The organism is Rhizobium oryzihabitans, from assembly GCF_010669145.1.
Taxonomy (GTDB): domain Bacteria; phylum Pseudomonadota; class Alphaproteobacteria; order Rhizobiales; family Rhizobiaceae; genus Agrobacterium; species Agrobacterium oryzihabitans.
On record NZ_CP048632.1, the window covers coordinates 463,896 to 484,188 of the forward strand.

14 protein-coding genes, 1 tRNA gene, 2 pseudogenes and 1 riboswitch are annotated in these 20,293 nt (G+C 59.1%); of the genes and pseudogenes, 9 read left to right on the plus strand and 8 right to left on the minus strand.

The window, feature by feature from the left end:
- Positions 1-348 precede the first annotated feature (348 nt).
- From G3A56_RS02790 to G3A56_RS02800, 3 genes are read left to right on the plus strand one after another with little or no spacing between them, the layout of a single operon-like run.
- A complete protein-coding gene (locus tag G3A56_RS02790; protein WP_246231109.1) occupies positions 349-1,623 on the plus strand; it encodes a pilus assembly protein in 1,275 nt (424 codons plus the stop codon).
- A complete protein-coding gene (locus G3A56_RS02795; RefSeq protein ID WP_082184332.1) occupies positions 1,604-2,143 on the plus strand; it encodes a TadE/TadG family type IV pilus assembly protein in 540 nt (179 codons plus the stop codon). The genes G3A56_RS02790 and G3A56_RS02795 overlap by 20 nt, the downstream gene beginning before the upstream one ends.
- Entirely contained in the window at positions 2,140-2,718 is a 579-nt protein-coding gene (locus G3A56_RS02800; RefSeq protein ID WP_137067540.1) for a TadE/TadG family type IV pilus assembly protein, read from the plus strand. Before G3A56_RS02795 ends, G3A56_RS02800 begins: the two co-directional genes overlap by 4 nt.
- A 46-nt stretch (positions 2,719-2,764) precedes the next feature.
- Here the strand turns inward: G3A56_RS02800 and trmFO are convergent, their stop codons facing one another.
- The 3 genes from trmFO to G3A56_RS02815 form a co-directional block, all read right to left on the minus strand.
- Positions 2,765-4,222: a methylenetetrahydrofolate--tRNA-(uracil(54)-C(5))-methyltransferase (FADH(2)-oxidizing) TrmFO gene (gene trmFO / locus G3A56_RS02805; RefSeq protein ID WP_164056596.1), complete on the minus strand. Its 1,458-nt coding sequence runs from the start codon at positions 4,220-4,222 to the stop codon at positions 2,765-2,767.
- Positions 4,223-4,748: 526 nt separating this feature from the next.
- The gene (locus G3A56_RS02810; protein ID WP_003495735.1) at positions 4,749-4,892 is read right to left on the minus strand and encodes a DUF1127 domain-containing protein; all 144 of its coding nucleotides are present in this window, start codon (positions 4,890-4,892) and stop codon (positions 4,749-4,751) included.
- 479 nt (positions 4,893-5,371) lie between these two features.
- Positions 5,372-5,518: a DUF1127 domain-containing protein gene (locus G3A56_RS02815; RefSeq protein ID WP_065115811.1), complete on the minus strand. Its 147-nt coding sequence runs from the start codon at positions 5,516-5,518 to the stop codon at positions 5,372-5,374.
- Positions 5,519-6,161: 643 nt separating this feature from the next.
- Between G3A56_RS02815 and G3A56_RS02820 the strand changes: the two genes are divergently transcribed.
- From G3A56_RS02820 to G3A56_RS02830, 3 genes are all read left to right on the plus strand, one after another.
- Positions 6,162-6,244, plus strand: a tRNA-Leu gene (locus G3A56_RS02820).
- Positions 6,245-6,482: 238 nt separating this feature from the next.
- Positions 6,483-7,961 (plus strand): trigger factor, encoded by a 1,479-nt coding sequence (gene tig / locus G3A56_RS02825; RefSeq protein WP_082184330.1) that lies wholly within the window; start codon positions 6,483-6,485, stop codon positions 7,959-7,961.
- 514 nt (positions 7,962-8,475) lie between these two features.
- Positions 8,476-9,126: a hypothetical protein gene (locus G3A56_RS02830; RefSeq protein ID WP_003495742.1), complete on the plus strand. Its 651-nt coding sequence runs from the start codon at positions 8,476-8,478 to the stop codon at positions 9,124-9,126.
- A gap of 358 nt (positions 9,127-9,484) precedes the next feature.
- Here the strand turns inward: G3A56_RS02830 and sthA are convergent, their stop codons facing one another.
- The 3 genes from sthA to G3A56_RS02845 all read right to left on the minus strand — a co-directional run bounded on the left by sthA (position 9,485) and on the right by G3A56_RS02845 (position 14,221).
- Positions 9,485-10,888 (minus strand): Si-specific NAD(P)(+) transhydrogenase, encoded by a 1,404-nt coding sequence (gene sthA, locus G3A56_RS02835; protein ID WP_003495743.1) that lies wholly within the window; start codon positions 10,886-10,888, stop codon positions 9,485-9,487.
- A 746-nt stretch (positions 10,889-11,634) separates the two neighbouring features.
- Positions 11,635-12,168 carry a DUF1003 domain-containing protein gene (locus G3A56_RS02840; RefSeq protein ID WP_082184328.1) on the minus strand — a complete coding sequence of 178 codons (534 nt, stop codon included), beginning with the start codon at positions 12,166-12,168 and terminating at the stop codon, positions 11,635-11,637.
- Positions 12,169-12,280: 112 nt separating this feature from the next.
- Positions 12,281-14,221 carry an LTA synthase family protein gene (locus G3A56_RS02845; RefSeq protein WP_164056161.1) on the minus strand — a complete coding sequence of 647 codons (1,941 nt, stop codon included), beginning with the start codon at positions 14,219-14,221 and terminating at the stop codon, positions 12,281-12,283.
- Between the two features lie 244 nt (positions 14,222-14,465).
- On the opposite strand from G3A56_RS02845, the gene G3A56_RS02850 reads away from it, so the two are divergent.
- A complete protein-coding gene (locus G3A56_RS02850) occupies positions 14,466-16,145 on the plus strand; it encodes an NAD+ synthase (protein ID WP_082184327.1) in 1,680 nt (559 codons plus the stop codon).
- A gap of 253 nt (positions 16,146-16,398) precedes the next feature.
- Here the strand turns inward: G3A56_RS02850 and G3A56_RS02855 are convergent, their stop codons facing one another.
- A complete protein-coding gene (locus G3A56_RS02855; RefSeq protein ID WP_082184326.1) occupies positions 16,399-16,776 on the minus strand; it encodes a glyoxalase superfamily protein in 378 nt (125 codons plus the stop codon).
- 185 nt (positions 16,777-16,961) lie between these two features.
- Between G3A56_RS02855 and G3A56_RS02860 the strand changes: the two are divergent.
- Together G3A56_RS02860 and bluB are read left to right on the plus strand one after the other, a co-directional pair.
- Positions 16,962-17,791: pseudogene (locus tag G3A56_RS02860) on the plus strand (TolB family protein).
- Between the two features lie 197 nt (positions 17,792-17,988).
- Positions 17,989-18,173: riboswitch (cobalamin riboswitch) on the plus strand.
- Positions 18,174-18,246: 73 nt separating this feature from the next.
- Positions 18,247-18,947, plus strand: a pseudogene (bluB, locus tag G3A56_RS02865) (5,6-dimethylbenzimidazole synthase).
- Positions 18,948-19,175: 228 nt separating this feature from the next.
- Here the strand turns inward: bluB and G3A56_RS02870 are convergent.
- A complete protein-coding gene (locus tag G3A56_RS02870) occupies positions 19,176-20,282 on the minus strand; it encodes a DUF2865 domain-containing protein (protein ID WP_164056162.1) in 1,107 nt (368 codons plus the stop codon).
- Between the last annotated feature and the right edge of the window lie 11 nt (positions 20,283-20,293).

Consider the following 20,293-nt stretch of genomic DNA (forward strand, 5'->3'; position numbering starts at 1 on the left):
TACCTGTCGTGTTCAATTCATTTTTTCGATAATAATGTATTATAAATATTCGAATTAAGAATATGATTTTGCATATTATTTTTGATTTTGAAGTGATCTTTAATTTACGAATCCAGTGTTTAATTCGCCATATAGAATGACGAATGCAATTGGCCTGCGGTTGCCCCAGCCGCCAGTCCGAGAAGATGTTTTAAATCTCCTGAGCCCGATTGGTTCCGGCCATTTGTGTCGCGCCGCCATGAGAGCGGCCTGCATCAGCGGTTTTGCTGAATTTATTTTCTTGCGGTCCGGGTGTTTCGTCCGGCTGCAGGCCTTTGTCTGTCCGGGTGGAACGAACTCGGGTGATCCGTGGCGGTTGGACGAAAAGCGATAGTTTTAGATGTTGCATATTGGAAGAATATTGAACGCATTGACGAATGGCTTCCGCTCGTTTCTGAGGGATCGGCGGGCAAATTTCGCCATTATTACGGCATTGCTCATGCCGGTTTTCCTTTTGACTTTCGGCATGCTTTTCGAAGGCGGCCGGGGCTGGCCTATTACAGCCAGTCAAAACGGGTGATCGCACAAGCCTGTGAGCGCTCCACGAAACCGACGCGGACGAATGTACCCCTTGATGAGGTACGTCGTAAAAACGTGCTCGATACCTTCGATGCGCTCATCCGTTCCACCAATCAGAAGGTGGTGAGCCGGGAGGTGAAAATCGATTGGTTGACCACGAACATCAACGCTAAATTCACCTACAAAACGATGTTGGGTGGGATGTTCGACGTCGAAAAGATGGACTACGAGCTGACTTATCGGTGTGGCGGTATTCCCCCCTATCCTTATGACGGTGAAGTGATCGTCAATAACACATTCGATGTGTTGAATGGTGCCAACCGCATTCTCAAACACGGCAAAAGCCCCACTACCCCTAACGGTTGCTGGGGCGTTTATAGCTACGAGGAGCTTGGGTGGGATGGCGGTGCTGGTCCAGGCATCGAGCTTCAGGACTGGAGCAATGCCGAATGCCGCAAAAGACACGGCTGGCAAGGCTATGAGGAGCCTGAGAAGGGCGATGCTGCCCTTTGCGGCACCACATCGACAGATCCCAAGGATACAAAAAAGAACGACAAATCAAAGGAAGTCGACCAGCAGAAAGAAAACGACAAGGGCGGGTCTAGTTCCCAGCAAGCCAACCAGTGCCCGGCCAAGACGGATGACCCGCAGAAAGCATCTATGCTGAGTGTACAGAAAATACCGCCGACCAAATACGTGGTCGAACTCGACAGCAATTGGGATGGGCAGAAGAGAAGAGACGCCAACAGCTCCATTTTCAAAATTGTTGAACTGCATCCCGGAGAATACGAGGTTTCGGTCTGGTATAATGGCCGCAACGACGCCTATGGGGGCACCAACGACATCGATATCTTTCTGCAGGTCCAGCGCCCGCAATTAGGCCCCGAGAAGAAGATTATTGAAATGAGTCAAAAGGGTAAGGTCTTCTGGGAGCGCAGAAGCTACTCGATCACGGTTGATACCTATTCCGTCTACAAGCTAACGATTGCCGCAGGCGGGAAAAGCGACAGCATCGGCGGCATCATTACGGCTTTCGAGGTGAAGTATGTCGACTCGCCGAAGTAGTATTGTCTCCCTCCGTTGTTGTTGTCTGCTCAGGTCCTGCGTCGCCGATATCCGGGCCGCAACCGCCGTCGAGTTCGGCTTGCTGATGCCGGTCTATTTTTTGCTGGTCTTCGGTATTTTCGAAGTCGGATTGGCCCTGCTGCTTAGTCTCAATCTGGCGACCGCGGCCAATGCTGGCGGGGAATTGCTGCGCAAGGCTGCGGTAAGCCAGAAAGCGGTCACCGAGGCAGAGCTCAGGCGGGTAATAGCCTCAAATTTCCTGCTTGGTACAACGGAAAAGGATATGAAAATAGCGCTCATTCCCATCCCGGATGCGGACTTCACCGCCGCGCCGCTGACGTTTCCGATCGAGAACAAGTTTCAGGCGCCAGACAGGAAGACCGGGCAATATCTTCTGGCACTCGGTTATAATTGGCGATTCATTCTTCCCACCACCCGTTTGCTGGTCCAAGGTGGGGGTAACCGGCCGCAATTGCAAAATCTCTCTCTGGCGATCACCGCAAATCGGGTGACGGAATGATGGTCGTCCGGTTGCAATCCATTTTCACCACCATGATGCGATCTCGCGCCGGCGTGGCTGCCGTGGAATTTTCCCTGTTGTTGCCAATGCTGGTCGTCCTTCTGGCGGTGATGATCGAAACCGGTCGGGGTTGGTTGAGTTACGATCGATTCGTAACGGTCGTCGACAATACAGCCCGCTGGTCCGCCCGTTTCCCGGAATTCGAAGAGCGTGTTCGGACGGGCGTCAAAACCTTTGTCATCGCCGCCGGCCGGCCTCTCGACCCCGAAAAGCTCGATTTGACCTTGCGAAGTGCCAGACTGGTGGGGGGGGTCGCCGTCACCGAATTTGCGCCTTACAACTTCTTCGGCTCCGCCGAAAACGTGAAATGGGATAAGATGTTGAAGGCGGGGAACTTCAAGGAAGAAGAGGCCGTCATCGTGATTTCGGGCCGTTACAAATATCGACCGCTCTTTTCGTTTCTCAGCAATACGACCCTCGAGTTCCAATATGTGGCGACTGTCAACCCTTATTTCTCGCGGCACTATAAGTATCAGAAGGGCAATTCTGACTGGAAGTTCTGGAACGTTCGCTGACGGGAACATTGGGTAAGTTGCTCTTGGCGCTCCAATACCATGTCTATCAGGGGCCTTGAACGATACCAGCGGTCGTGGCGGCTTCGCCCTCCTTCAACCACTCCGCACAATCCCTCAATGCCCGCGCTGCAACCAGTTGGCGTTTCATGATCGTCTTGTCCTTGCCGCGGAAGCGCTTGACGCCTTCCGGCTTGACGATGGAGCCGGGTTCCAGTTCCGGGAAGAGGCCGAAATTGATGTTCATCGGCTGGAAGGAGCGCTTGCCCGGCTCATCATTCGAAGAGAGGTGGCCGCCGGTGATGTGGTTGAGAAGCGAGCCGAGTGCGGTGGTTGCGGGCGGCAGGCTTGGGGCCTCGCCCTTCTGTTCGGCGGCGGCGAAGCGGCCGGCCAGAAGGCCGACCGAGGCGCTTTCCACATAACCTTCGCAGCCGGTGATCTGGCCGGCGAAGCGCAGGTCCGGACGCGATTTCAGCTTCAGCGACGGATCGAGCAGTATCGGGGAATCGATATAGGTGTTGCGGTGCAGGCCGCCAAGCCTTGCGAATTCCGCATTTTCGAGGCCCGGTATCATGCGGAACACATCCGCCTGGACGCCGTATTTCAATTTGGTCTGGAAACCGACCATGTTGTAGAGCGTGCCAAGCGCATTGTCCTGTCGCAGCTGGACGACGGCATAGGCCTTGACGGTCGGGTTATGGGCGTTGGTCAGGCCCATGGGCTTCATCGGGCCATGGCGCAGCGTCTGGCGGCCACGTTCGGCCATGATCTCGATCGGCAGGCAGCCGTCGAAATAGGGCGTGCCTTCCCATTCCTTGAAACCCACCGTATCGCCGGCGATCAGCGCGTCGATGAAGGCGTTATATTGTTTCTCATCCATCGGGCAGTTGATGTAATCCTTGCCAGTGCCGCCGGGGCCGACCTTGTCGTAGCGCGACTGGTACCAGCAGATATCCATGTTGATGCTGTCGCGATGCACGATGGGCGCGATGGCATCGAAAAAGGCGAGCGCATCCGCACCCGTTTGCGACTGGATGGCTGCGGCCAGATCCGGCGAGGTAAGCGGGCCGGTGGCGATGATGCTGTTGCCCCATTCCTTTGGCGGCAGGCCGGAAACCTCTTCGCGGACGATTGTCACCAACGGGTGATTTTCTAGCTCTTTCGTCACTGCTTCAGAAAACCCGTCGCGATCGACGGCGAGCGCGCCGCCGGCCGGCACCTGATGCCTGTCGGCGCAGGCCATGATCAGCGAGCCGGCAAGGCGCATTTCGGCGTGAATGACACCGACCGCATTCGCCGTCGCATCGTCGGAGCGGAAGGAATTGGAACAGACCAGTTCCGCCAGCGTGTCGCCCTTATGCGCATCCGTGCCGCGCACGCCGCGCATTTCGTGCAGGATGACGGGCACGCCGCTCTCAGCAATCTGCCAGGCGGCTTCCGAACCGGCCAGTCCGCCGCCCACGACGTGAATGGGAGAAGTGGTCTTGTCTTGCATGCTGGCGTCCATGAGCCGCGCGGTTGCCAAGGGCTCCCGTCCGGCGGCTGTCTTTCGAGTGATTGTTTTGCACGGGCCCCGAAGGACGCGGCATTGTTTGCGGATGCACTAGCATGCATGGCCGGGGCAGCCAAATGTTTTTGCGGGTGGGAGATAACCAGGGGCAGGCGGCGGCCGGAGTTTTGGCGAAGCCCGAGATCTGGGCAAGCGTTTGTGGGACGAGCGGTCGCCGCTTGTTTCTTCTCCCCGCCGGGGAGAAGGTCGCGGCAGCGGGATGAGGGGGCGAGGGTAGAGAGATGCGGAGAGCTTGCCCCTCCGACCCCTTCGGGCCACTTTCTCCCCGGGCGGGGACAAGACATGTGCCGCGCTGCCGAGACTTTATCGGTCGCCTTTGGCGCTCGGTATAAGCCGCGACGGAGAACCAATTCCCCGCAAATACCGCCAGAATCAAAAACGGCGCCAGAGGCGCCGTTTTCTTAAAACCTGTCGCTCGATCGTCGCGCCCTGGAGGTCGGGCAGCGGGACGACCGTTTACGCCTTAGCGGAACGAACGGGCTGCTACGTTACGGATGTCGTAACGGGTCAGGCCGATGTCGCTCAGAGCCTGGTTGGAGAGGCTGCCGAGTTCGTTGATCGTGCGGCGGTAGGAGATCCAGTTCTTTGCGATGCGGATAGGGTTCATGGTCGTTTCCTCAATCTTTCTTTGTGAATTCGTCTGCCGGCTCAGTGTTTCTGTGCTCTCGGCTGTTGAGGTTTATATATAGACATTCAGCTATGTTGTGCAGTGCAGAATTTAGGCTACTGCCATGCATTTGTGCACTATGTCGGCTAATTTTACGGCTTTGAGTATCATCTGAGCAAAATATGAGCGGAAATGCCTGTCTTTCGGGCGTTTTTGGAGGGCTCCGTGGCCTTTGGCGACAGTAAGCGGGCCTTTTTCGATGTCAGAGAGTGTCGATGGCGCCTTCAGGCTCTCAAAATCACGCTACGCGACCGGCCTGCCGATGCATTTTTGATCGGTTTCCTTCCAGCGCCTTCCAGAGTGTGGGGGCTGGTTCGATCTCAAGGCATTGCCCAAAACGAAAAAAGGCCAGAGGCGGGGAGCCTCAGGCCTTTTGAAAGGGTAGTCTCGCATCCGCCGCATTCAAGCGGCGGGGCGTATTAGATGCCGACGGCGGTACGGGCGACGCGGCGGATGTCCTGACGGCCAATGCCGAGGTCACTCAGTTCGCGGTCGGTCATACGGCCGAGTTCGGTTACGGTCTGACGATACTTGCGCCAGTTGGTCAGCGAGCGTGCAATGTTCATGGTCATCTTCCTCTTCGTGCTGTTCAGTCTCCACGGCCAGTCTTGGGAGGCTTTGGACCGGGGCTGAACTCGATGTCTGTATGACCATGAATATAATCGGTTTAATCAAAACAAAAACAGACAATGCAAGATGCCACCTATGCACGGGATGCAATGCAAGCCCGTAAATCGACCCGATTGCGGCGATTCATGCATAATTTGTGACCATTTTGTGTGCTTTTGGTGAAGCGATCCGATCGGGCGGATGTAAAGCCGTGCGATCAAGGCGAATGCGTGGGCGATTACAACATGTCGGCGGCAGGGCAGGGCCGTTACGGTCCCTGATCCGGGGCAGGCGCATGGCCCTCACGGAAGCCCATGCGGAACGCCCTATATATAATGTCAGGTAGCCGCATAAATGTTATGTGCTTCCACGCATGCGGCGTGGCTGTCCTTTCGGCTGCTGCCAGGCGGTGCGGAGGCAAGAGGGGTGCAGCCGTTTTCCTGTCCGTCGCGGGTCCATTCCCTTCCGGCGTGGGCAAAAGCGCGGCGGGGGTCCTTACGCTTCCGGAGCAGGGGCCAATAAAAGTCCGGATGAAACGAAAGGCGGCGACAAGGCGTGCTTGACCCTTTCTGAACATTGTGACATACCGCCGCCCAACGTGCGGGTATGGCGGAATTGGTAGACGCATTGGTTTTAGGTACCAACGCTTCGGCGTGGGAGTTCGAGTCTCTCTACCCGCACCACTAGCAAAGCATGGCTGTGCCACGCTTGCGCCAGGGTGCATCTTTGATGATGCAAGGGCTTTGGGGTTCATCATCCCCTTGCGCCTTTATCTTGGGCGCTGGCGCAATTTCGTCGGGCAGGCGCTTTGTGTGAAGAAATAATGGAAGCCACGGCCGGGGAGCGAAGTTTCCGGCGCAGTGCTCGAAAGTAAACCAACGGCTGTCTGAGCACCGCCGCCATGATGTGAAGGTTAGGAAAATGCAGGTTATCGAAACGCTCGCTGAAGGGCTGAAGCGCGAACTCAAGGTCGTTATTCCGGCCGCCGACATGAAGGCCCGTCTGGACGAGCGCCTGGTTGACGCCAAGGACAAGGTTCGCATCAACGGCTTCCGTCCCGGCAAGGTGCCGATGGGCCATCTGAAGAAGATGTATGGCAAGTCCATCATGGCCGACCTCGTCAACGAGCTGGTTCGTGAAAAGCCGTCTGAAATCCTTTCCAGCCGCGGCGAAAAGTCTGCAACGCAGCCGGCCATCTCCATGACCGAAGACGAGCAGGAAGCTGAAAAGATCCTGTCGGCCGAATCCGATTTCGAATTCACCGTTGCCTATGAAATCATTCCGGCCATCGAACTGAAGGCCAATGACGGCATCAAGGTTACCCGCGAAGTTGTTGAAGTCTCCGAAGACGAAATCAACGAGCAGATCCTGAAGATCGCCGAAAGCGCCCGCACCTTCGAACCCAAGAAGGGCAAGGCTGCCGATGGCGACCGCGTTACCATGAACTATCTCGGCAAGGTTGACGGCGAAGCCTTCGATGGCGGCGCTGCCGAAGATGCCGAACTGGTTCTCGGCTCCGGCCGCTTCATCCCCGGCTTCGAAGACCAGCTCGTCGGCGTCAAGGCTGGCGACGAAAAGACCATCACCGTGACCTTCCCGGCCGATTATCCGGCTGCGAACCTGGCCGGCAAGGACGCCACCTTCGACATCACCGTCAAGGAAGTTGCTGCTGCTGCTGCCGTCGAAATCAACGACGAACTGGCTGAAAAGCTCGGTCTCGAATCGGCTGAAAAGCTGAAGGAAATCGTCAAGGGCCAGATCGAAAGCCAGTACGGCAACGTCACCCGCCAGAAGGTCAAGCGTCAGATCCTCGACCAGCTGGACGAAATGTACAAGTTCGACACACCGGCTGGCCTCGTTGACGCCGAGTTCGACAACATCTGGCGCCAGATCAACACCGATCTCGCCCAGTCCGGCAAGACCTTTGCTGACGAAGACACGACCGAAGAAGAAGCCCGCGAAGAATATCGCAAGCTTGCTGAACGTCGCGTTCGTCTCGGCCTCGTTCTCTCCGAAATCGGCGAAAAGGCCGGTGTTGAAGTGACCGAAGAAGAAATGCAGCGCGCACTGTTCCAGCAGCTGCAGCAGTTCCCCGGCCAGCAGAAGGAAATCCTCGATTTCTTCCGTAACACGCCCGGCGCTTCCGCTTCGCTGCGCGCTCCGATCTTCGAAGAAAAGGTCATCGACAAGCTGCTCTCCGAAATCTCGGTAACGGACAAGACCGTTTCCAAGGAAGAGCTTCTGGCTGACGACGGCGAAGAAGCAACGGAAACCAAGAAGAAGGCTCCGGCCAAGAAAAAGGCTGCTGCCAAGGCTGACGACGCCGCTGAAGGCGAAGAAGCCGCTCCGAAGAAGAAGGCTCCGGCCAAGAAGAAGGCCGCTGAAGGCGACGCCGAATAATCTTCTTCAGCGACAGCTGATCGAACAAAGGGCCGCGGCGAAAGCTGCGGCCTTTTTCGTTTTTGAGATTTGGCAAGACTGAAAACATCCGTACCCGGTCATCCCGGGCCTTTCCTCTTCCTCATTCCTGTGCTTGTCACAGGAAACTAGACAGCCCAAGTCTTTGGGCCGAAAGAAGTCTCTCGCCGCGCAGACGCGCGTCGGCTGGATTCCTGTGACAAGCACAGGAATGAGGGGTGGGGACGCACTTACGGATCGAGCCGTCGAAAAACTTTTTTGCTGCTCCCTGATCACAATGCGGTGCAGCATGAATTTTTGCTGCATCTGCTCTTGTTCATCTCCCGTTCATCTGGCACCCTGCGCAGCATGATTTGCCTTGGCTGCCGGGTGCAGCCGTGAAGGAAACATGGGCCGCCGTCGCGCGGCCGACATCGCTGCCAAAACCATTGGCCTCCGCTTTTACCGTGCCTGCCGGGTTCTCCCGGTGCGCCCTTAATTTGCCAGGGGACAAGATATGTCGCCACGAACGGGCTTTGCCCTGTTGTTTTCCCTGTTTGCCGTCACCGGCACTGCCGCCCATGCCGATGAGGCAGGGCTGATCTGGAAGCCAGTCAAGAATTCCGACCGTTCCTATACGGCGCGCATCGGCGCCAAGCTGCCGGTCGATACGCCGATCAGGGCGGGGCTGGAAATGGGCATGAACGCCTCAAGGACGGGGCAGGTGGTGGATACGCCGGTGCGGCTTTGGGGTAACGTGACGCTGCTGGCGGAGCAGCTGCCCGGCGTCTCGCTTGCCCGCGATGTCGGCGTCATCTTCAACGCACTGACGGGATCGAGCAGCGTTTCCATGACCTCGCAGCAGAAGCGCATCGTCACGCCCGAACTGGATATAGAGGCGAACCGCAATTTCACCGTTCGCTATGATGGCACGGCGCAGCAGTGGAACGGCCTCGATGTTTCCCAATCGCTGCGCCTTTCCCGCTCCGAAACCGGCACCGCCTTCGTGCTGACGGGCGCGAGCCGCAACAGCTTCAACGAGTTCAGCAGCGGTGTCGCGGTGGAGCAGAAGATCGGCGATAATCTGACGGTGCGCGGGACGCTGGATCAGGGTTATGCGGATCATTTCCGGCCGGGGGTCAGTGCGCGGTATAGTATTCGGTGGTGAGACCGTGGTCCGGCTTCCGACTGTTCTGCGTAAAATTCGACGTCATCCTCGGGCTTGACCCGAGGATCCACAATCCGGCGCTATGGATCCTCGGGTCAAGCCCGAGGATGACGACGCAGAGGTTTTGGCATGGCGGCGGCGGGCTATGCTTCTAGGGGAAGTGGCGGTGAAAACCTCCTCCGTCATGCGGACTTGATCCGGCATCCAGCCGACGCGCGTCCGCGCGGCGTGAAGAGTCTTTCCAGCCCAGGGACTCGGGCCGGCTGGACCCCGGATCGAGTCCGGGGTGACGGAGTGGGGATGCTGCGACCTTGCCACAAGCGCCCGTATGGTATTTTGCCCCCGCTGGATACTCCGCTCAATCCTTCTTCAGCTCACCCATACGGTTCCACGCATCCAGTCCGGCAATCTTGTAGGCTTCGGCAAGCGTCGGATAGTTGAACGTATTCTCGACGAAATATTCCACAGTGCCCTTCAGGTTCAGCACCGCCTGGCCGATATGCACCAGTTCCGTTGCGCCTTCGCCGACGATGTGGACGCCCAGCAGGCGGCGGGTTTTGAGCGAGAAGATCATCTTCAAGAGGCCGCTGTCGAGACCCATGATGTGGCCGCGCGAGGTTTCGCGGAAATGGGCGATACCGCATTCATAGGGAATGCCGCGTTCGATGACTTCTTCTTCCGTCAGGCCGCAGGTGGAGATTTCCGGAACGGCATAGATGCCGTAGGGGAAGAACTGCGGCGGCTCGCCGGCTGGCGCACCCACCGCGTGGCGGGCGGCGATGCGGCCCTGTTCCATTGACGTGGAGGCAAGGCTCGGGAAACCGATGATGTCGCCGGCGGCATAGATGTTCGGCACCGAGGTCTGGAAGGTCTCGGGATCGACCTTCAGGCGGCCACGGCTGTCGGCCTCAAGGCCGCAGGCCGAAAGATTGAGCGTATCGGTCGCGCCGACGCGGCCGGCGGCAAACAGCACCGTCTCGGCTTTCAGGACACGGCCATTGCCGAGCGTGACCAGGCACTTGCCTGTCTCGTCGCGCTCCACCTTTTCCGCCTTCTGGCCGAAGATCAGCTTCATGTTGCGGTCGCGCAGCTGATAGGTGAAGTCCTCGACGATTTCCTTGTCGATGAATTCCAGCATGGTTTCGCGCGGCTCCACCACCGTCACCTGCGTGTCGAGCGCGCTGAAGATGGTGGCATATTCGATGCCGATGACGCCGGCGCCAACGACGACCATGGAGCGCGGCAATTCCTTGATCTCGAGAATTTCATCCGAATCGAGCACCGCCTCGCCATCGAAGGGAATATGCGGCGGCCGGTAGGGGCGGGTGCCGATGGTCAGCAGGATGGAGGTGCCGGTGACGGTCATGATTTCACCGTCGCTCTTCACCACCTTCATGGTGTTGGCGTCAACGAAGCTGGCCGTGCCGCGAATGTGCTGAACGCGGTTGCGGGCGAACTGGTGTTCCAGCACCTCGACTTCGTGATCGAGCGTGATGAGCAGGCGGCGGCGCAGATCGTCCGCGTCGATCTCCTGCTTGACTCGGTAGGAGCGGCCGTAAAAGCCGCGCTCGCGCCAGCCGGTGAGGTTGAGCGCGGTCTCGCGCAGGGTCTTCGAAGGGATGGTGCCGGTGTGCACGGAAACGCCGCCGACGCGGCTGCCCTTCTCGATGACCAGAACCTTCTTTTCGAGCTTGGCGGCCTGAATGGCGGCCCGTCTTCCGGCCGGACCGCTGCCGACAACTATCAGATCGAACTGGTGCATGAAAAACCCCGGTAGAATGCATTGCGTTGACCGAACGGTGGTGTCCGGTGTGGCGTCGCCGCGAAATGGTCGTGATGCCATTTTGACGATGGGGAGTGATTCCCCAGTCAGCCTTGCCCGCAAGAGTGCAATGCAACAAACGCCTGCGTCAATCTGTAGCGCAAGAATCTGACGGATTCGTAACTGGGTGTGAACTTTCAGAAGGTTGTACGATTTGTAGTGGAGCGGGGGTGGTTGGAGCTTTACCCCCTCTGCCCTGCCGGGCATCTCCCCCTCAAGGGGGAGATCGGCAAGAAGCTCTTTTACAACTCCATTCGCAAGCGTTGAGTTGGGCGAGGCCATGCCGCAGATCGATCTCCCCCTTGAGGGGGAGATGCCCGGCAGGGCAGAGGGGGGTAAAGCTCCACGCGCCTCCGTCCACTATGCTCGAAAAACCCAACAGCTTCATCCCGCACGGCGATGCCGGACGGGGGATTGTCAGGGTGCGTCGGGCGATTGGCCGGCTGCGCTTTGGTTGAGGTTGGTGTGGGTGGGATGCGTTGCGCAGCCGGGCCTTTCACCATGCCGAATCTCGCAAAGGGCAGTGCACCGCACTTTGCGAAATGATTCTGTCGTCACGAACGCGCCACCGTCCCCATCAGAACCGTCCCCGGTTTGCGCCACGTCTGGCATCCACCCGGCAGGACTGAACAGAGGATAACAGCACCTGCCGACGCGGGGAAAATTGGGGAAGAATTTTACCTCTGTCAGTCCTCTTTCCGGGTGACATGGTGGTGGAGGTTTGCGAGGTCCTGCCGCAGTGCCGCAAGTTCGGCCAGCACCTTCACATCGATCTTTTCATGCAGGGAGAGAACCTCAAGCTCTGCCTTCAGGTTCACCTCATAATCCTTGGCGGCCTCGAAGCGGTCGCGGGCGGCCTGCCGGTTCTGCGACATCATGATGATCGGCGCCTGGATGGCGGCGAGCATGGAAAGCAGAAGGTTGAGGAAGATGAAGGGGTAGGGGTCGAAGGCCCGCGTTGCCAGCACGATGGTGTTGACGACCGCCCAGAACACCAGGAACAGGCAGAAGCTGAGAATGAAACCCCAGGAGCCGCCAACCTTGGCTATATTGTCGGCCAGCTTGTCGCCGAGACTTGCACCGGCCGAAAATTCCGCATTGATGTCGCTCGAAACCAACTTTTTCTGGTGCGAGAGTTCCAGAATGCGGCGTTCCACCTCACCGATTTCACGGGAGGAGCGCTTGAAATGCGAAACGATATAATCGGAGATATCGGTCACGGTGTTTCTCCGTTTGCGGATGGTTCGGTACGGGTTTCGAGATAAACCCGCATGGCGATGGAATTCAAACGATTTCCACCACCATGCGGTTCACGCGTCCCACGCCAAAACCTCAGACGGAGGGCGTGCCCTCATTGACCCAGTTGAAACCGGGGAAGAAGCGCTCGCGGCCATATTGTTCGCCGAACATCATGTCGAATTGCAGCAGGCGGTAATCGCGCACCACGTCGGGAATGGAATTCGGGGCGATGGACCAGTCGGGCAGGGCCTCGCCGTCCGTACCGACCAGCATGTGCCGGTCGATGACTGAAAATGCCTGCTGAACCTCGCCGAGCGTTCCGGTGTAGAAGGGATCGGAAAAGCCGGCGGTCTTCAGCACATGGTAGGGCAACAGCGCCGGGCTGATCGTGCCGATATTCTTGCGCACGCCCTTCTTCGAGGACCAGACGACGAGCGGCGTCTCGTGTTCCTTCTTCATGACCTCCAGCGGCGCGCGGCGGCTGGCCACCATGCCCGGCATGTAGCCGCTTTCGACGAAGGTCTGGCCAAGCGGTGGCAGATGATCGCCGAAGAGGACGATGATGGTCTCACGGTCGCGCTTCTTGGCCCAACGCATCAGTTTGAGAAGCGCTTCGTCAGCCTCCACCACGCCCTGCGAATAGGTCGTGAGCGCCTGCGATGCCGAGGGGGAGAGATCGCCTTCCACGCCGATGGTGTCGGCGGCATAACGACCCGCCTCGTAGGGACCGTGTCCCTGCAGGGTGACGGCGAAGAGGAAGAGCGGGTTGCGGGCCTGCTCGGCCGTCGCCATGATCTCGTCCATCAGTGCATCGTCAGAGGCGAAGTTGCCGCGTTTTTCCATGGCCGGCAGCGTCTCTTCGGAACGGAATTCCTCGAAGCCGAAATTCTGATAGACCTGCTTGCGGTTCCAGAACCATTCCTGAAACGGATGCATGGCGATGGCTGAATAACCCTCGCCACGAAAGAAGCTGGCAAGCGAGGGCACCGGGCGGCGGATATATTGCTGGTAGGGAATGCTGCCATAGGGCAGGAAAGCGTTGGAAAAGCCGGTCAGCGCCTCGAATTCCACATTCGCCGTCATGCCGCCGAATTCCGGCGAGAACACGTTGCCGGACTGCTTGGCGCGGATGGTCGGCATCGGGTCTGCCGAGAGCTTCACCTTTTCAATCCGGGTCGGATCCCAGAGTGATTCGCTCATCAGCATGATGACATCAGGATAATCGCCCTTGTTGGCGGCGAAGGCGGCGGGTTGCGCCGTCAGGTCGGCGATGCTGTTTTCACCGTAACCCTGCGGTGCCGAGACATTCGCCATCGGAATGTTGAAGGCAAAAGCCATCAGGAAACCGTTATGGCGGTAATTTTCCTGCTGGTCCCACATCATGGGAATGATGTTGAGGCGATCGCGTACCCAGGAATAATGCGAATAGTCCATCAGGGAGGCGAGGCTGGCCAGAAGTGGCAGCGCCAGCGCCAGTCCTGCGAAGCGTTCACGCCAGCTCAGCCCCGGCGAATGGCGGCGTGCCAGCAGCCAGAGAGCGGCAAGGGCCGCAACCGTGGCGCAAAGGCCAAGGCCGACCAGTACGGCCGTCAGCGGCTGGGCTTTCAGCATGGTGGGCAGAAGCTCGAGAATCTGTCGGCCGAACAGCAGGTCGGAAGGGTAAAGCGGATCGGAAAGATAGGTCTGTTTCTGCGCGGAGATCAGGCCCGTCAGCAGGCAAAGCGGCGCAACCGCGATCAGCGACAGATAACGACGGCCAAGGATCGAATCCAGCGCCACAAGCAGCAGCAGCATGGCGGCAATGGTGGTCAAGCCCGGGCGGGCGGATGAGGTGAGGAAAGCGCCGACATCCGTGAGGGAACCACGGGCGATCCATTCCAGCGCAACGACAAGCATGACTGACGAAAAGGTCAGATTGGCAAGCGTATAGGCCGTGCCCGAAAGCTTTAAAAGGCTCCGCGTCCATGCAGGCGAAAAGACAAAACCAGCCTTTTCGGAAGCCGTTGTTTTTGGCGCCGAATGTCTCAAACTCATACTCCGGTATTGCAGGCGGCACGGCCGATCGGGGAGGTGAATCGGGTGTCGCAAAAGTGTCATGTAACTGTCACATAAGCGCGATGAACGCGACATGAACTTTGCGCAACCTGGCAGGTACAGCGATAACCTTAGCGTGAATGCGGACCGAAGGCGCGAATGTGCCCTGTGGCTGGAACGTGAAGGTGGCGCGGCATGCAATTGCCGCGTTGCGGAGCGGACACGGGCGCGGTATTGAAAAGCCATGAGCGACAGACACGACATCAAGAACCATCTCAGAATTGCCGTCGGGCAGTTCAATCCGACTGTTGGCGACGTGGCGGGCAATCTCGCCAAGGCGCGCGAGGCACGGGCCGATGCGGCAACGCAGGGCGCCGATCTTCTGCTTTTGACCGAGCTGTTCATATCCGGCTATCCGCCGGAAGATCTGGTGCTGAAGCCGGCTTTTCTGAAAGCCTGCCTGAAGGCGGTGGAAGAACTGGCAGCGGAGACTGCCGATGGCGGGCCAGGCATCGTCATCGGTTTTCCGCGCCAGGGCGAGGCGGGACGGCACAATTCGGTGGCGCTTCTGGATGGCGGCAAGATCATTTCGCTGCGCGACAAGATCGACCTGCCGAATTACGGCGAGTTCGACGAAAAGCGTGTTTTCGCCGAGGGGTCGATCTCCGGTCCCTATAATTTCCGTGGGGTCAGGATCGGTATTCCGATCTGCGAGGAAATCTGGAACGAGATGGGCGTGTGCGAAACGCTCGCCGAAAGCGGGGCGGAAATCCTGCTGGTTCCGAACGGGTCGCCCTATTATCGCGGCAAGCTGGATGTGCGCCATCAGGTGGCGCTGAAACAGGTGATCGAAAGCGGACTGCCGCTGGTCTTCGCCAACCAGCTTGGCGGGCAGGACGAGCTGGTGTTCGATGGCGCCAGCTTCGCCTTCAACGCCGACAAGACGCTCGCCTTCCAGATGAGCCAGTTCGAGGCGACACTTGCCGTCACCGACTGGAAACGCACCGAAGAAGGCTGGCGCTGCGAAAGCGGGCCATTCTCGAAAATTCCGGAAGGCGAGGAAGCGGATTACCGCGCCTGCATGCTGGGCTTTCGGGATTACGTCAACAAGAACGGCTTCAAGAGCGTGGTTCTCGGCCTTTCCGGCGGCATCGATTCGGCGATCTGTGCGGCACTTGCGGTTGATGCGCTGGGCGAGGAACGGGTGCGCTGCATCATGCTGCCTTACCGCTATACATCGGAGGAATCGCTGAAGGACGCCGCCGATTGCGCGAAAGCGCTGGGCTGCCGTTACGATATCGTGCCGATCGTCGAGCCCGTGGAGGGCTTCCTCTCGGCACTGTCAGATCTCTTCGAAGGTACGGAAGAGGGCATTACCGAGGAGAACCTGCAAAGCCGCACACGCGGCACCATTTTGATGGCCGTCTCGAACAAGTTCGGCTCCATGGTGGTGACGACGGGCAACAAGTCGGAAATGTCGGTGGGTTATGCCACGCTCTACGGCGACATGAATGGCGGTTTCAATCCCATCAAGGACCTCTACAAGATGCAGGTCTACGCCATTTCCGCCTGGCGCAACGCCCATGTGCCGCCGGGCGCGCTCGGGCCTTCGGGTGAGGTGATCCCCGCCAACATCATCTCCAAGGCGCCGTCGGCCGAATTGCGTCCCAACCAGACCGACCAGGATTCGCTGCCACCCTATCCGGTGCTGGACGACATTCTGGAATGCCTCGTCGAGAAGGAAATGTCGGTTGAGGAGATTCTGGCGCGCGGCCATGACGTGGCGACGGTACACCGGGTGGAGCATCTGCTCTATCTCGCCGAATACAAGCGCCGGCAATCGGCGCCGGGCGTGAAGATCACCAAGAAGAACTTTGGGCGTGACCGGCGTTATCCGATTACCAACCGGTTTCGGGATCGGTGATTGAAGGAAGGCGCTGGTAGGGGATGTTTTGCTCGGGGTTGCCGCTCGTTTCTTCTCCCCGCCGTGGAGAAGGTGGCCCGAAGGGTCGGATGAGGGGGTAACGTTGCCGAATATCTCGACCCTTGCCCCCTCATCCCGCTGCCGCGGACTTCTCCCCGGCGGGGAGAAGAAACAAATGGCATGCGCTCGTTCCACAACAAACCTTCGTGTTTAAACAAGCGGCGCGGAGAAAACCCCGCGCCGTTCGCTCATCTCAAATAGCCTGCCCCACATCGATGCGGTTGCCATCCAGGTCTTCAAACACAAAGGCGCGCAGGCCGTAATCCTTGTCCTGCAGGCCCTTGATGATGCGCAAGCCCTGGCTCTTGCAGAGCGTATGCAGCGCATCGACATCGCTCACCATCATATGCGCCACGTTGAAGGGCGCAGCCTTGTGGCTGGGCTGCAATGTCAGGTGCAGCTCGGCATTGCCCTGTTTCAGGATCATGAAGCCGACGGGATTGCCGTTTTCGAAGGTCTTTTCGAAACCCAGCACGCCGACATAAAAATCACGGGCTTTTTCGATGTTCTTGACAGGAAGCATTGCGGCGATCCGGCCGAACCGGATGCCGTGATCGGCGATGGTATTCATCGCGGAACCTCGGATCTGGGAGAAACGGGAAGCGGTGCGGGCGGTGCCGGAGCGCTGGCGTTTTTTCCGATTTGAATTTGCAGGACGGTGCCTGCGGCCCTAGGATCATAATCACGGTGGTGGCGGATGCAAATGGAATATCTGCGTCGCGCCGTTCCGAACTATCGACAGGCCCGGGAGGCAGCATGCGCAGCTCAATCGAAATCTTCAACATCCGCACCCGGCAGATGCGGGTGGTGTGGCAGACATCCGAGCTGTTCGAGGCGCCGAACTGGTCGCCGGACGGCAGATATCTGCTGTTGAACGCCGAAGGGCTGCTCTATCGCCTGTCTCTTGCCGGTGATGCTGCGCCGGAGAAAGTCGATACCGGCTTTGCCACGATCTGCAACAACGACCACGGCATTTCGCCTGATGGTTCGCTCTATGCCATTTCCGACAAGGTGGAGTTTGGCAAGAGCGCCATCTACCTTTTGCCATCGACGGGCGGCACGCCGCGGCTGATGACAAGGAACCTTCCGTCCTATTGGCACGGCTGGTCGCCGGATGGGAAAAGCTTTGCCTATTGCGGCATTCGCGATCAGGTTTTCGACATCTATTCCATGGATATAGCCAGCGGTGTTGAAACGCGCCTTACCCATGGTGAGGGCCGCAATGACGGGCCGGATTATTCGCCGGATGGCGGGTGGATCTATTTCAATTCCAGCCGCACCGGGTTGATGCAGATCTGGCGCGTGCGGGTGGATGGCTCCAGCGTCGAGCGCATCACCGACAGCGCTTATGGCGACTGGTTCCCGCACCCGTCCCCAGGGGTGACAAGGTAGTCTTCGTTTCCTACGACGCCGATGTCTTCGACCACCCGCGCGATCTTGATGTGCGCGTGCGGTTGATGGACATGGATGGCGGCAATGTGGAGACGCTGTTCGAGCTGTTTGGCGGGCAGGGAACGATGAATTCCCCCAACTGGTCGCCGGATGGGGATGAGTTTGCGTATGTGCGTTATTTCCCCGTGGAGTGATGCGGTAAAGGAGGACCCGTCATTCCGGCCTTGAGCCGGAATCCGGTAGACGCGCGTCTGCGCGGTGAAAAGACTCGTCTCAGCCCAAGGACTTGGGCTGGTTGGATTCCGGCTCAAGGCCGGAATGACGGGTGAGGCATGCCATGGCCACATTGCCGCACCACCCGCCAAGATGCTTGCATTGGCAAGGTTTCTTGCCCATAGCTCTTTTGTCAGGTGCCCGCCGTTTATGGCGGGAGAATCGGGAATCCGGTGAAAGACCGGAACGTGCCCAACGCTGTGAGGTGGATGCCCTTTTTCTTAATGCCACTGAAGTTATTCGGGAAGGCGAGAGGGGCGGATGAAGCCTAGTCAGAAGACCGGCCTGACAGGATAGACCGCACCGCGCGGACGGCGGCAGGTTGTTGAAAAAGGCAGGGTGTTTCACCCGGCCTTCGCATTGTTGGGGATAAACGATGCCGATCGATCCGTCTGCGCGCAACCCGTCAGATGACGCGCTTTCGCCTGCCCGCCCGTTTTCCAGCGCCGAGCGCGAGGCGATTTACCGTGCCATAGAAACCCGCCGCGATGTGCGCGATCAGTTCCTGCCCGATCCGCTGCCGGATGATGTGGTGGAGCGTTTGCTGAAGGCGGCGCATTCCGCCCCTCGGTCGGCTTCATGCAGCCGTGGAATTTCACGCTTGTGACCGACGGCGCGGTCAGGCAGGCGGCCTGGGTGGCGTTCCGCCGCGCCAATGAGGAAGCGGCGGCGTTGTTTGAAGGCGAGCAGCAGGCGCTTTATAGCAGCCTGAAGCTCGAGGGCATCCGCAAGGCGCCGCTCAGCATCTGCGTCACCTGCGATCCGACGCGTGGCGGCAAGGTGGTGCTGGGTCGCACCCACAATCCGCGCACGGATGTCTATTCGACCGTCTGCGCCATCCAGAACCTCTGGCTGGCGGCCCGCGCCGAAGGCATCGGCGTCGGCTGGGTCAGCATTTTCCACGACAGCGACATTCGCGCCATTCTGGAAATCCCCGACCATATCGAAATCGTCGCCTGGCTCTGCCTCGGCCGCGTCGATGAGCTTTACACCGAACCGGAACTGGCGGTGAAGGGCTGGCGTCAGCGCGTGCCGCTGGAGGAACTGGTGTTTCGCAACCGGTGGGGCGGGCGGTAGAGGGAGGCTGGGGCTCGCCTGTGAGAGGCAAAGCGTTGCCGCCTGTTTCTTCTCCCCGCCGGGGAGAAGGTGGTCCGAAGGGTCGGATGAGGGGGCGACGTCAGCGATGAAACCTCACCCTTGCCCCTCATCCCGCTGCCGCGACCTTCTCCCCGTCGGGGAGAAGAAACAAGCTGCACGCGCTCGCTCCATAACTGACCGCCCTAAGGGGGGAGGCCCCACAGCACGCTATTGCTGCGGCTGTATACCCTTCAGCGCGGGGTTCTTCAGGTCGATCCGACCAGTCTGATCGGGCAGGAATTTCGGGCCGATGACACGGACCTTGCTGTTGTTCGGATCGTAGTCCCGTTCCGGTACCGGTTGTTCCGGCGGCTTTGCGGCCTGCTGCTGCTCTGCGGGTTTCTGAGCCTTGTCGCCTTGCGGTGATGGGATGGTGGTGATGCCGGAATAGGGTTTTTCGGCTTCCGGCCGGGCTGCCTCTTCCTGCTTCTGCATCTCGTCGTGATAGGCGGCCATGTTGCAGGCGCAGCCCGGTGCCTTTGCCGAGGCATTTTTATAGGCAAAGGCGGTTGGCAGGTCCTTGTAGGGTTTTCCGGTTTCGGCAGACACCATGTCGGCGGTTTCCTGATCTGTCATGGAGTGGAAATAAAGCTCCGTCTCTGTTCCCGGACACATTTTCTGGCATTGCTCCGCCTGGGCGCGAAAATCAAGCGGCGAGGCATTGGCGGCAATGGGGAAAAACGAGCCGTCGCAGGTGCGCACGCAGAGGGTTCTAAGCCCACCTTCCCCGGCGGAGCCGGGATAGGGCGAAAGCCCGGCCTGTCCCGGCTGATTTTCCTGCTGGCGGAAGGCATCGGGGTAACGCGTGACATCGGGAGCCGGCGGCAGCTGTGCTTCCGTTTCCGGAAGGGGGCTGCAGCCATTGGCGTCGAGCGCGGCGAGAATGCGCTGGCGTCTGATGTCGCCGTCGTCGCTGCGCTGCGCTGCCATCGCATCGTCACGGTCGCGGATGATGGCGGCGCGTTCGCTCTGCGCATCGACCAGCGCATCGCCGATCTCGGCGCAGAGCCCGGCATTGGGGCTGCCATAAATGATGACGCTGCCTGACGAGCAGCCGTAACGGCGCAGATCGTTCTTGATCCTGCGGATTTCTATGTTCTGGCGGGTGAGCGCATTGGCATAACGCCGCACCTCGGCCGTGTTGCCGATGACGCGCGGCGGCTCGCGCAATTGCGCGTAGAGAGTGTCACAGACCTGATCCGCAAAAGCGGCGGCCGGAGTGATGAAGACGAGGGGAAGCAGGAGGCCGATGATGCGGCTTTGGCGCCGGGTCAATTGTTCGATCC

Bases quoted from the DNA above. Each gene is read 5' to 3' on its own strand.
- G3A56_RS02815 (WP_065115811.1), bottom strand. From the start codon at position 5,518: ATGAACATTGCACGCTCGCTGACCAACTGGCGCAAGTATCGTCAGACC.
- G3A56_RS02855 (WP_082184326.1), bottom strand. From the start codon at position 16,776: ATGAATACCATCGCCGATCACGGCATCCGGTTCGGCCGGATCGCCGCA.
- G3A56_RS02810 (WP_003495735.1), bottom strand. From the start codon at position 4,892: ATGAACCCTATCCGCATCGCAAAGAACTGGATCTCCTACCGCCGCACG.
- sthA (WP_003495743.1), bottom strand. From the start codon at position 10,888: ATGCACCAGTTCGATCTGATAGTTGTCGGCAGCGGTCCGGCCGGAAGA.
- tig (WP_082184330.1), top strand. From the start codon at position 6,483: ATGCAGGTTATCGAAACGCTCGCTGAAGGGCTGAAGCGCGAACTCAAG.
- trmFO (WP_164056596.1), bottom strand. From the start codon at position 4,222: ATGGACGCCAGCATGCAAGACAAGACCACTTCTCCCATTCACGTCGTG.
- G3A56_RS02795 (WP_082184332.1), top strand. From the start codon at position 1,604: ATGTCGACTCGCCGAAGTAGTATTGTCTCCCTCCGTTGTTGTTGTCTG.
- G3A56_RS02850 (WP_082184327.1), top strand. From the start codon at position 14,466: ATGAGCGACAGACACGACATCAAGAACCATCTCAGAATTGCCGTCGGG.
- G3A56_RS02830 (WP_003495742.1), top strand. From the start codon at position 8,476: ATGTCGCCACGAACGGGCTTTGCCCTGTTGTTTTCCCTGTTTGCCGTC.
- G3A56_RS02800 (WP_137067540.1), top strand. From the start codon at position 2,140: ATGATGGTCGTCCGGTTGCAATCCATTTTCACCACCATGATGCGATCT.
- G3A56_RS02845 (WP_164056161.1), bottom strand. From the start codon at position 14,221: ATGAGTTTGAGACATTCGGCGCCAAAAACAACGGCTTCCGAAAAGGCT.